Consider the following 10,744-nt stretch of genomic DNA (forward strand, 5'->3'; position numbering starts at 1 on the left):
AGTCAATGGGGTGTACCCGAACCCCGCTCCGGCTGCTTGTTGCGGCAACGCTCGTCAACATCGTGCTGATCATCGAGGTGCCACAGATCGAGTCGCAGCGCGTGGGGTCAGAAACCCATGTCCGCAAATGGGTCATGCTGGACGAGATCAACACCGATATTCTGGAGCGGTCCTATGTCTGGGAGGACCGCACGCCCATCGGCACGTTCAGTTCCGTCTTCACATCCAAAATCCAGTCCAGCCTGATCGCGCTTGCCAGGTCGGGCGGGGCATCGATTGTTGATCGGCTTAAGTAGTCTCAATCACCGCAGGGGCTACCCAGCTTCATTTGTTCCCATCGATCCATTTTGACATCAGCCCCTTGTCGCGGAAACACTCATCCGGGACGGCGCGGCGTTTGATCCGGGCGAGACGCTCGGCGAAGGCGACCTGCTTCGATGTCGGGCGGCTGTCCTGCGCGCCCGGGTTCAACTTGGCTTGTGCGTCGATCCAGGCGCTCAGGGACCGCCGATCTTGCTGAACCTCCCACGGCAAAAGCGTCTGGGTGCGCAAGGCCAGCGCGCGCGCATAGGCGATCTGCTTGGGCGTCGCGGGCAGGGCGTAAGTGGTGCTTTCCATCGGGGATCTCCCTTCTTAGCGTGGTCCTTAAAATAGAACATAACAGGAACAAAATCAAGCCACCTGCGGAAATCATGGGGTTTGAGAGGAAGAGGAGGGCCGGGGGAGGTCAGGCCTGAGGATGCCCGAAAGAGGGTGCCCGGGCCTGATCCTGTTCCTCATTGGGGTCTGATGCCGGAAAGTGCAGGATTCTGCGTTCTCATGAGCTTCGCATTTAACAATCTCCGGCATCAGATCCCTAAAGAGTGAAAGTGTCCTTCGGGTTTTGTGACTGATGGATGAGGGCCTTCGGGGTCCCTCAGATGGGTCCGGGCCGGGTTCCGGTCTGCCGTTCCTGATGAAGGGCATTCCCATGCAAACAGGTGTCTTGCGCGTGTTGCGCGCGACCGCCGCCTCCTGGTGGCGGCATAGAGATCTGCGCCGAACTGGCCAGACGTTGCTGGCACAGCGGCTCGAACGCCAGACCGTCCTGCGTGATCTCGGCTATCTCAGGCAGGCGGCGAAGCTGCCGAATGCCCATGTGATCTGCGGAGAGGGCGGGACATTCATCCACCTCGGCTTGACCACCGTGTCGAGTTTCGCACCGATCGAGCGCTTTCCCTTGGCCGCTTTTGCGGTCGCACGTGGCACGCCGTTCATCGATATCCGACCCGTCACCGATGTCATCGCCTTCGCGAACCTGCCGCGGGTTGCGCGGAACGGATCGGTCGACCCTGACTCTTCGGGTCCCGGCAAGTCCGTGTCGCTGACCACCTACATCCACATGGTCGAAGCCCTCGGTGCCAGGATCGCCAACGATCCGCGCCCCTGTCGGTCAACCTAGTCACCACTCCCTCTCACCAAAACTCGAAAAGGAGGCCAACCATGGCCCGATCCCGTACGCCCAAATTCGATGCCTCAGAGGTCATCACAAACGAAATCATCCGCATCATCGAGCGCGGCGTCCTGCCGTGGCGCAAGCCCTGGACCGCAGGTGGCAGCTCTCGTCCCCTGCGCGTGGGCGGAGAACCCTACCAGGGAGTGAACAACTTCCTGCTGACGATGCGGACCGTGATGGCGGGCCACAGCTCTCCCTTCTGGATGACGCTGCCGCAGGCCAATGCGTTGGACGCAAAGGTCCGCAAGGGCGAGAAGTCCTCTGTCGTCGTTTACTACGGTCAAAGCCGGAGAGACGCCGGCGATGAGCATGTTCACAGCGACGGGGATGATCACTCCGAGGAAGCCCGTATCTTCCGCTTCCAGAAATCCTACCGTGTGTTCAATGCCTGCCAGATCGAGGGCTTGCCCGACAGCTTCTACCCTGACCCGGAGCCCGTGCCCGAGCATCCGCAGTCCGAGCCCATCCCGCACATGCAAGCGTTTTTCGATGCCATCGACATCACAACCGTCTTCACGGGCACGGAGGCGTACTATTTGCCCCCCGTGGACAAGGTCTACATGCCATCCATCACGCGGTTTCAGGACCCGCGCAATTTCTACGGGGTCTGGGCCCATGAGCTGGCCCATGCCACAAAAGCCCCCCATCGGCTGAACCGCGATTTCGGGTTCTCGAAGTTTGGCAACACGTCCTATGCGCGCGAGGAGATCGTCGCAGAATTGACCTCGGTGTTCCTGGGTCAGACGCTCGGCTTCACGGCGCATACGCTCGAGATGAATGCCGCCTACCTCCACAATTGGTTGCGCGTTCTTCGGTCGGACAAGGGTGCGATCTTCAAGCACGCCGCAGATGCACAGCGCGCTTGCGACTACTTGATCGCCAGATCGGAGGCGGGCAGGGCAGGGCGCAGCGCCAAAGCGGCCTGACCACACGGAGAACGGAGACTTCCATGTCATGCAAGGAACCCAAGACGCTGCGGGTGGCCTGCTTCAAAGATGGCCGCCGCAAGATCATCACCTTCAAACGCGGCGCCTATTGGTGGAGCTCGTCCGAGGGCGCGTATCCGCTTTCGGCAGCGCTCGAGGCCATCACGGACCAAGGCGGCTGGGTCGAGACCATCCCGAACCCGAATTACAGACCCAAGGGAATGTTCGGGTAGGGCACCTTCTCCTTCGGTCCTGCCGCCAAGCAGAAAAGAAAAAGCGGGCTTTGAGAAGGGTGTTTCAACTTCTCAAAGGAGATCCCCATGTCCATGACCGTTCAACCCCTGCCAGACCGTCCGAATCCGACCGTGATCGCGGCGCAGAACGACGCGTTTCGCAAGCTCGCATGCCTCGGAGTGCCGCCCGCGCAGCCCATCCAGGGCCGGATGCATGTCACCCGCGCGCTTATGGAGGCCGCCGATGGCTTCATGGCCGAGGCGGTGAAGGCGACCGGTGAGTTTGCCACATTTGAGCCTGAGAATGATCCCGAGGGATGGCACGACTTCGGGGCAGTCGAGATCCGGGGCGAGACCGTGTTCTGGAAAATCGATCTCTATGAGGCGGATTCGGACTTCCGCTACGGGGCTGAGACCCCGGACAATCCTGCCACCACCATGCGCGTGCTGACCATCATGCTGGCGCGCGACTGGTAGGGCAGGGGACTCCTCCCCCTGACATCTGAGACGATGAAGGCCCGCTGACCCCTCAAAGGGAAAGTGGGCCTTTTGTCGTGATGATCCCTGAAGCCGGGGATTGGTCACGCGCGTGAGCGCGCGGGCCACACCTCACCCTCCTGGAAGGATATCCCATGACCACAAGCTTTGCTCCTCTCACCGTCGCCATCGGCGATCTGGTCCCGCATCCTGCCAATGTGCGCAGCAACGCGCCGGAAACCTATGATCCCGAGAACATCGCGCATCTGAAGGCCAGCATCGCTGTGCTGGGCCTGCTCCAGCCGCTCTTGGTCCAGAAGCTTGACGGCAAATATGCTGTCCTCGCCGGTGGCCGACGCCATGCTGCGCTGAAGGAGCTGGTCGCCGACAAGGCCACCAAGGGGTTCACAGCGAAGACCAAGGTGGACTGCCGCCTCGTGCCGGAAAATTGCGATGTCACCACGGCGTTGTCTCTTGCCGAGAACATCACCCAGGCACCGATGAACGCAATCGACGAGTTTGAGGCTTTCGCGCGGATGATGGAGGTCGACGGCCAGACGCCCGAGACCATCGCAAAGACCTTCGGTACCACGGTGGCCGCCGTGAAAGGCCGGTTGCGCTATGGCCTTATCCACCCCGACATCCGCGCCGCGGCCCGGGGTAAGGTGATCACGCTCGACACGATGAAGGCCTTTGCCGAGCACCCGAGCCAGAAGGCGCAGCGCGAGGTCTTCGAGGCGCTCACGAAGGACGGCGGCTATCTGCAGGCCTATACCGTCCGTCAGGCCCTCAAATCCCGCGGCGTGCAGGTCAGTGACGATATCGGGGCTTTCGTGCGCGTGGACTACGAGGCGCGTGGCGGCGCCGTCGCGGCTGACCTTCTTGAAGAGCATTCCGTGCTTGAGGATGCGGCGCTGGTCGAGACCATCTTGCTCGAAAAGCTCGGTGCCGCTGCCGAAGAGGCCCGTATGAGGCTGGGGTTTGCCTGGGCCGATGCGATGGTGCGCTATGATTACGCGACCATGGCCGACTATGGCCGCGTCTATCCCGGCCCGATCGAGCCGGATGAGGCTGCCCAGAAGCGCATCGATGAGATCACCGCTGAGCTTGAGAAACTGCAGTTCGAGATGGAGGATGAGGGGCTCGAGGACGGTGCCTACAATGCCCTTTACGAGCGCGTGGACGCCTTGGAAGAGGAAGCCCGCGACCTGCAGGAGGCCTACAGCGCCGAGGACCTCGCGCGGTCTGGGGTGATAGCGTCGTGGCAGGGTGGGCAGGTGACCCTCCATGTGGGCCTCGTCCGCCCGGAAGACACCGTGAAAGTGGAAGGCGCGCGCGGCTCGTCGGCTGACCCGACGGGGGAGGAGGCCCCGGACCCGGGTGAAATCACTTATCCAGCCTCGCTGGCAGAGGACCTCAAGACCGAGCGAGCCATGGCGCTTGGGGCCGCGATGGCGCTGCATCCGGAAGCCACGCTCGATCTGACGCTCTTCAAGCTGGTCAGTGACGTTCTGGCCAGCGGCATGAGTGTCACGCAGGCGATCAAGATCGATGCCCGCAAGGAATACCGCAACCACGCCAAGATGGACGAGATCGACGAGACCTCGCTCGAGCAGGTGGCGGCGGCGCATGATGCGCTTGATTTGTCCTGGCTCGATGACAGCCGCGCGCCCGCCGATCAGTTTGCGGCGTTTCGCGCGCTGAAGGCCGGCGAGAAGGCCAAGCTCGTCGCCTATGCCACCGCCAGCACCACGCAGTCCTGCTTCGCGCGGGATCGATCGCGCGACAGCCTGATGCATGCGTTCGAGATCGAGATCATGCCCGATATCCGCGCCCACTGGACGCCGAACGCGGCGCTCTTCAACCGCTTCAAGAAGGCCTGGCTCCTGAAGATCCTCGGCGAAGATCTGGGTCTTGCCCAGGAGGCGGTGACGCTCGCCTCATCGAGCAAGAAGGAGATCGTCGCCTTCTGCGACAAGCTCTTTGCTGAACCCTTCGCCACACTGACGGACGCGCAGCGCGCTGCCGTCGCCGCCTGGTGCCCGCCGATGATGCAGACCGCCGGTATCGCCTGTGATGAGGCGGAGCCCACTGCTGAAACCCCCGAGCCTGACAGCGAGGTCGCGCAAGCGGCCTGAGCCATCACGCGACCCGCGCGTGGATCTTGCACCCGCGCGGGTCGACCCTTCCAAACCGAACAGAAAGACATCCCCATGGCTATTCTCAAGTTCTCTGCCTCCGCTGTTGCGGCGCAGATCGCCCATGCACGCGCCTGCAAAACCTTCTTGCCCAACTGGAACGGGCCCGTGGACAGGCCCGCCCTGATCCTCATCGTCGGCAATGGTGTGCATCTGCGCTCGAACGGCATCGATGGCACGACCACCCGTATCGTCACCACCGAGCAGGCCGATCCGTCCTTTGCCTTCGCCGACGGCATGAACCCGTTTCGGGATACCGACTGGATGGCGCAGCGCCGCATGGCGTTTCGCGATCTGACCGGCCAGTTCTATACCGACATCCTGGATGACGTGCAGGTGCTCATCGACCGGGGGCGGGGGGCGATCCGGCTCGCCACCGATGGCCACAGCATCCGCGTCTTCGTGCGCCGGGCCTCGGATTATCTCATCGGCGGGACCTACGAGGTGCCGTCAGGCCTCGGCGGCACCTTCCGGGTCATCCTCAAGGATGCCTGCGACACCTTCGCGATCGTGCAGAACTGCGGCAATTGCGAGGATTTCGACGCCATGCAGCCCTACCGCGTGCCGCTCGATGCCCTAATGGAAATCGATGACCGGAGGGCGGCGTGATGGGTTGGCTCTTCTATACCGACGGCCGCGTCCAGACCTACGCGGATGAGAAAGCGGAAATCGCCCGGCTCTGCACCTCTCATGGCGACACGCGCAAGACGGAACTGGTCAAGGCCTGCAAGGTGGGCTCCACCTGGTATGCGGCGGCAAAGGTCACCAATCTCGACGGCACCCCTGTCGAAGACACGACCTATGTCACCGATGCGGATGGCTCCATCACTTTCGGGGCTGTCTTCCTCACCCGATACGATGACGGCTGCTGGGGCTACAAGGACATGGAGGAAAGTGCTGGCCCGAACGAATCTCGTGCTCCGCTTGGGCTGATCGAGCTTCTCTCCGACCTGAAAGACCCGGACAGCTACGCCCAGGACTGGCGTCAGCGCTGCCGGAATTGGGCTGCGATCCCGGACTACGAGGAAGGCGACAAGATCAGGCTCGCCACGCCCGTGACGCTCACCGATGGCAGTACATGCCGGATCGTCACCGCGACGCACTACAGGCGTGGGCGGCAAAAACGCCGCTGCTACCGCATCGAGGAAACCGGTGGGCTCGTACGCCTGTCGAAGGCCTCGCTTGCGGGCTCGGAGCTGCTCAGCTCCGCAAAAGGCGAGGCCAGTCCTGTGCTGGCGGAGTTCCTGGCGGGGCAGGGTGGCTGAGTTTCCCGCTGAGACAACACCACGGGACCACGCGCGCACATATTGCCGACTTGAAAACGTATCTCAAATGAGATACATCATTCCCATCAACTGGAGGACCATCCATGCCTGCCCAAACATCCATGCTTCATGTCCGTGTTGACGATCAGCTGAAAGCACAGGCTTCGGACGCACTTGCGGGCGTCGGTCTGACGCTCTCCGACGCGGTGCGTATTCTTTTGACCCGCGTGGCCGCAGAAGGCGGCTTGCCTGCCGGATTGACCGCTGACCCGGATGCCTATGACGCCTGGTTCCGGGCGAAGGTACAGGAAGCGCTGGACGATCCAAGGCCCACAACGCCCCATGCCAAGGCGATGCAAGACGCCCAGGCATTGATTGACGGGAAGCGCCTTGCCAAATCTTGAATGGAAAGCCACGGCCATAACCGACTTGCTGGCAATCATTGACTACATCTCTGACGACAATCCGGATGCCGCCCAAGTTCTCAAAGAGGCTCTGCCTCACTTTGTGTGGCGGAACGGTAGCATTCTCGCCCGCAACAATTCTGGACCGGCTCGGCCGTACATGGCGCGCTTGAGGGTCTTCAGACGATTGATCTGACCTTCGGCCTGGCCGTTGCTCCAGGGCATCTCGATGGCGTTTTTGACCGCATCGAGGTCCCGATTCAAGGTGCGGGCAAAGCGCACGATTGGCGCCAAGTCGGTTTCAATCGCGTCGTCAATCCATGCAGGGAGCGGGTCTGCCACGCGACCTCGCAGGATGCCATTGAACCGCATGGCGAGGCTGCGCATCGTTGCGAAGGCCGGAGAGCCGGTCTTGAGCGCGTCGACTTTCCGCGCCTGATCCGCGGTGAGCTTGCCGCGAGGTTTGATGCACAGCGCGGCCGCAATGACCGGGGAGATCGCGTGCCCAGTTTCGGGGTCCCGGACTGGCTTAAGGATTTCGTGCTCTACCTTGGGGTCGCTCGCTTGCTGTTCGGCTCTGCGCCAACCCGCCAGCAGCCGCTGCAAATGCGACTGACTCCCCTCGTAACCACGCTCTTGGATCATACGGAACAGGGCGCTGCCAGTTCGAATGCCCTCCTTCCAGCTTTGGCTCAGGAACCCTTCAAAGTACCACGGCGAAGTCGGTTTCAAAGCTGCCCGCTTGCGGTCCGGTGGTGTCTCGAACTGCAGCCATTTCGCGATGCTGCGACGCGGGAACCCTGTTCGCCGCCCGATCTCGCTGCAGGAAAGCCCCTGATTTCGGAGCGCATGGATGGTGGTGAAAATCTCTTCCCGAGACGTCCTGTGCGCAAGGCGGGACTTCAGAAGGCTTCCGGCTGCGGTAATGTTGTCAGCGTCGGACAACAGCGCTCTGCCGGTCGCACGGCCGTGAAGGTTCATTTGCTCCTCGATGGCCTGCCGCAGGTTCTGCACGATATGGAACCGATCAGCGACCTGCTTCGCCTGCGGTGCCCCTTGCCGTGCAGCCTGGGCGTAGAGGCCGCACCGATCTCTGCTGATCACTTCCACATCGGGGTGTCGCTTCAGCCAGTTGGTGCAAGTGACGACATCTCGATCCTCGAGAACATCGATGACCACGCGACGCTCCAGGTCCACAATGATCGTGCCGTAGGTTTGCGACTTCCGCCAGCTCCAGTCGTCGATCCCGATGACTGTTGGCGGCTCGGCGGTGCCTTGAGCACGCTTCTTCAGATGCCTGAGCACCGTGTCATCGCTGACCCCAAGTCCCAATCGGTGCAAGAGCCGCTCGGCAGGTCGCCCGCCTGCCGCATGCCCAAGATGGCTGACAATCTCCCCGACACGCGACGTACGACGTGCAAAAGGACGCGCAATCCATGCGATCTGGTCCGAGAAAGTCCGACGTGGGCAAGCGGGTGCCTGACATCGCCAACGGCAAACCGCGAGATCAACCGTTACCTCGTCTCCATGGGCGGGATAATCCTGCAGCCGCCGACGCCGCCAACCGTGACGACGTCGCGAATGCAATCCACAGTCTGGGCAGATGCCGCTTGGTGTCAGACTGCCCGATACAATCCACCCGCCGGATTCACTTCGATCAACGCTTTGAACGGCAACATCGCTCCCGGGCGACCAGTGCTTCTTCGAAATCACAACTATCCCTCCTGAATTTTCCAGTTTCAGGATAGTTCCGCCACACAAAGTGAGGCAGAGCCCAATTAAGGGCTACGCGACACCTCGTGGCCGTCCGCCGTTCCCGAGGTGGGCGTTTTTGATCCTGCTCGAAGAGCTCTTGAAGCCGCGTGTCAAATCCATCGCACAGCTTATGCCGGGCCGGTGGCGCTTGCCGCTGATAGCTTGGCGGGCTCGCATCCTTCAGATACTTCTTGATCGTGTTCCGCGACAAACCGGTTGCCCGCGCCACAGATCGGATACTGCGACCTTCAACCAAAATCCAACGACGGATCTTCGATACACTTTCCATCAATATCACCTGCTCATTCCTCCGCGCTATTCGGCGCGGATGCTAACGTCGCAGGTGGGTCAATTTTACTCGCTCATAACCCACCTAAGTGGATCAATTTTGCATGCTGATTCACATTCTGAAGTCCCGCCTCGCGCACAGGACGTCTCGGGACGAGATTTTCACCACCATCCATGCGCTCCGAAATCAGGGGCTTACCCTGCAGCGAGATCGGGCAGCGAACAGGGTTCCCGCGTCGCAGCATCGCGAAATTGCTGCAGTTTGAGACGCCGCCCGACCGCAGGCGGGCAGCTTTGAAACCGACTTCGCCGTGGTACTTTGAAGAGTTCCTGAGCCAAAGTTGGAAGGACGGCATTCGAACTGGAAGCGCCCTTTTCCGTCTCAGCCAAGAGCGTGGTTACGACGGGAGCCTGACGCATTTACAGCGGCTGCTGGCGGGCTGGCGCCGAGCCGAACAGCAAACGAAGGCCCCCTCCTCGGAGCACCAGATCTTGAAGCCGGATAGGGACCCGGAAACCGCGCACGCGATCTCCCCGGTCATCGCGGCCGCGCTTTGTATCAAACCCCGCGGAAAGCTCACCTCGGATCAGGCCCGGAAAGTCGACACTCTCAAGGCCGGCTCTCCCGCCTTCACAACGATGCGCAGCCTCACCATGCGGTTCAACGGTATCATGCGTGGCCGCCAAGCAGACCCGCTCCCTGCATGGATCGACGACGCGATCGAAACCGACCTGGCGCCCATCGTGTGCTTTGCCCGTACCTTGAACCGGGACTACAATGCCGTCAAAAACGCAATCGTGTCTTGGAGCAACGGCCAGGCGGAAGGTCAGATCAACCGCCTGAAAACCCTCAAACGCGCAATGTAAGGCCGGGCTGGTCCCTAATTGTTGCGGGCGAGAATGCTACCCTTCCGCCACACAAGGTGAGGCAGAGCCCATTTAAGGGCTACGCGACATATCTGTTTGGAGGCCAGATGCACTTGGACGGGCGGGCGATCGACCAAAAGAGCGCACCAATCAAAACCAGACCGGACAGCAGGCCTACGACCACTAGTATGCCTTGGGCAATCGTCATGAGCGGTGTCCGAACACCTGCGCCTCCTGATGCGCATTGTCGGTCGCTTCGAATTCAAGCGTGGAATGCTCGATTGAGAAACGTTCATGCAGCACCGATTTGACGTTTTCTTTAATTTTGTCGGCCTCACCCATCCGGTCGCGTTCGACAACAATATGGCAGTCCAATGCCGCAGTGTTCTCCTGCATTTGCCACAGGTGGACATGATGCACGTTCACAACGCCATCGACACTCTGGATCGCTCTGACCACGTCATTTCCATCAATATCTGGTGGGCTCCCAAGCATCAGGGTTCGAATTGGGCCCCCTATTTCGGTGAAGGACAGATACAGGATGTAGAGCGCGATGCCGATGGTGATGGCCGGATCCACCCAACGCATATCATAAAGTATAATGAGCGTCCCGCCGACTATGACGGCCACTGAAGCCAACGCGTCCGAAAGGTTGTGGAGAAACAGCGCGCGGATGTTCACGCTCCCCTTCTGCATCGAATAGGTCAGCATTGCGGTCAGCGTGTCGACCACAAGCGCAATTCCACCGAGAATGACGACGGTCCACCCCATGACTTCGGGTGGATCAATCATGCGCATGCCACCTTCGTAGATCAGGTAGAAGCCGATCACGATCA

12 protein-coding genes and 2 pseudogenes are annotated in these 10,744 nt (G+C 61.1%); 10 read left to right on the forward strand and 4 right to left on the reverse strand.

Annotated features, from left to right (window positions below; translation table 11 throughout):
* Positions 1-5: 5 nt before the first annotated feature.
* Positions 6-296: a hypothetical protein gene (locus tag BW970_RS18785; RefSeq protein WP_009503882.1), complete on the forward strand. Its 291-nt coding sequence runs from the start codon at positions 6-8 to the stop codon at positions 294-296.
* A 28-nt stretch (positions 297-324) separates the two neighbouring features.
* Here BW970_RS18785 and BW970_RS18790 read toward each other — a convergent pair whose 3' ends face one another.
* Entirely contained in the window at positions 325-618 is a 294-nt protein-coding gene (locus BW970_RS18790) for a hypothetical protein (protein WP_009503883.1), read from the reverse strand.
* A gap of 337 nt (positions 619-955) precedes the next feature.
* Here BW970_RS18790 and BW970_RS18795 point away from each other — a divergent pair, with 337 nt between their 5' ends.
* The 8 genes from BW970_RS18795 to BW970_RS18830 all read left to right on the forward strand — a co-directional run bounded on the left by BW970_RS18795 (position 956) and on the right by BW970_RS18830 (position 6,998).
* Positions 956-1,441: a hypothetical protein gene (locus tag BW970_RS18795; RefSeq protein WP_034452064.1), complete on the forward strand. Its 486-nt coding sequence runs from the start codon at positions 956-958 to the stop codon at positions 1,439-1,441.
* A 41-nt stretch (positions 1,442-1,482) separates the two neighbouring features.
* A complete protein-coding gene (locus tag BW970_RS18800; RefSeq protein ID WP_076534279.1) occupies positions 1,483-2,421 on the forward strand; it encodes an ArdC family protein in 939 nt (312 codons plus the stop codon).
* 23 nt (positions 2,422-2,444) lie between these two features.
* On the forward strand, positions 2,445-2,654 hold the full coding sequence (locus BW970_RS18805) for a DUF6330 family protein (protein WP_076534281.1): 210 nt from the start codon (positions 2,445-2,447) through the stop codon (positions 2,652-2,654).
* 87 nt (positions 2,655-2,741) lie between these two features.
* Positions 2,742-3,131 carry a DUF3768 domain-containing protein gene (locus BW970_RS18810; RefSeq protein WP_076534283.1) on the forward strand — a complete coding sequence of 130 codons (390 nt, stop codon included), beginning with the start codon at positions 2,742-2,744 and terminating at the stop codon, positions 3,129-3,131.
* Between the two features lie 155 nt (positions 3,132-3,286).
* Positions 3,287-5,269: a ParB/RepB/Spo0J family partition protein gene (locus BW970_RS18815; protein WP_076534285.1), complete on the forward strand. Its 1,983-nt coding sequence runs from the start codon at positions 3,287-3,289 to the stop codon at positions 5,267-5,269.
* Between the two features lie 75 nt (positions 5,270-5,344).
* Positions 5,345-5,938 (forward strand): hypothetical protein, encoded by a 594-nt coding sequence (locus tag BW970_RS18820; RefSeq protein ID WP_025042408.1) that lies wholly within the window; start codon positions 5,345-5,347, stop codon positions 5,936-5,938.
* Complete coding sequence (locus tag BW970_RS18825; protein WP_076534287.1) at positions 5,938-6,594, forward strand: DUF6927 domain-containing protein; 657 nt, start codon at positions 5,938-5,940, stop codon at positions 6,592-6,594. Before BW970_RS18820 ends, BW970_RS18825 begins: the two co-directional genes overlap by 1 nt.
* A gap of 104 nt (positions 6,595-6,698) precedes the next feature.
* Positions 6,699-6,998, forward strand: coding sequence for a type II toxin-antitoxin system RelB/DinJ family antitoxin (locus tag BW970_RS18830; RefSeq protein ID WP_044353023.1), 300 nt, complete (start codon positions 6,699-6,701; stop codon positions 6,996-6,998).
* A gap of 96 nt (positions 6,999-7,094) precedes the next feature.
* Here the strand turns inward: BW970_RS18830 and BW970_RS18840 are convergent, their stop codons facing one another.
* Positions 7,095-8,711 carry an ISL3 family transposase gene (locus BW970_RS18840; RefSeq protein WP_076534289.1) on the reverse strand — a complete coding sequence of 539 codons (1,617 nt, stop codon included), beginning with the start codon at positions 8,709-8,711 and terminating at the stop codon, positions 7,095-7,097.
* Between the two features lie 220 nt (positions 8,712-8,931).
* A pseudogene (locus tag BW970_RS21355) lies at positions 8,932-9,042 on the reverse strand (helix-turn-helix domain-containing protein); the annotation flags it as partial.
* Positions 9,043-9,154: 112 nt separating this feature from the next.
* Between BW970_RS21355 and BW970_RS20375 the strand changes: the two are divergent.
* Positions 9,155-9,908, forward strand: a pseudogene (locus BW970_RS20375) (transposase); the annotation flags it as partial.
* Positions 9,909-10,112: 204 nt separating this feature from the next.
* On the opposite strand, the gene BW970_RS18855 reads toward BW970_RS20375, so the two are convergent.
* Positions 10,113-10,744 (reverse strand): cation diffusion facilitator family transporter (locus BW970_RS18855; protein ID WP_076534291.1); only part of this gene is annotated, 632 nt, incomplete at its 5' end.

Origin of the sequence: Gemmobacter megaterium, from assembly GCF_900156815.1 — a bacterium.
GTDB lineage: Bacteria > Pseudomonadota > Alphaproteobacteria > Rhodobacterales > Rhodobacteraceae > Wagnerdoeblera > Wagnerdoeblera megaterium.

Excerpts from the sequence above, each read along its gene's own strand:
- BW970_RS18785 (WP_009503882.1), top strand. The coding sequence starts at position 6 with ATGGGGTGTACCCGAACCCCGCTCCGGCTGCTTGTTGCGGCAACGCTC.
- BW970_RS18790 (WP_009503883.1), bottom strand. The coding sequence starts at position 618 with ATGGAAAGCACCACTTACGCCCTGCCCGCGACGCCCAAGCAGATCGCC.
- BW970_RS18795 (WP_034452064.1), top strand. The coding sequence starts at position 956 with ATGAAGGGCATTCCCATGCAAACAGGTGTCTTGCGCGTGTTGCGCGCG.
- BW970_RS18800 (WP_076534279.1), top strand. The coding sequence starts at position 1,483 with ATGGCCCGATCCCGTACGCCCAAATTCGATGCCTCAGAGGTCATCACA.
- BW970_RS18805 (WP_076534281.1), top strand. The coding sequence starts at position 2,445 with ATGTCATGCAAGGAACCCAAGACGCTGCGGGTGGCCTGCTTCAAAGAT.
- BW970_RS18810 (WP_076534283.1), top strand. The coding sequence starts at position 2,742 with ATGTCCATGACCGTTCAACCCCTGCCAGACCGTCCGAATCCGACCGTG.
- BW970_RS18815 (WP_076534285.1), top strand. The coding sequence starts at position 3,287 with ATGACCACAAGCTTTGCTCCTCTCACCGTCGCCATCGGCGATCTGGTC.
- BW970_RS18820 (WP_025042408.1), top strand. The coding sequence starts at position 5,345 with ATGGCTATTCTCAAGTTCTCTGCCTCCGCTGTTGCGGCGCAGATCGCC.
- BW970_RS18825 (WP_076534287.1), top strand. The coding sequence starts at position 5,938 with ATGGGTTGGCTCTTCTATACCGACGGCCGCGTCCAGACCTACGCGGAT.
- BW970_RS18830 (WP_044353023.1), top strand. The coding sequence starts at position 6,699 with ATGCCTGCCCAAACATCCATGCTTCATGTCCGTGTTGACGATCAGCTG.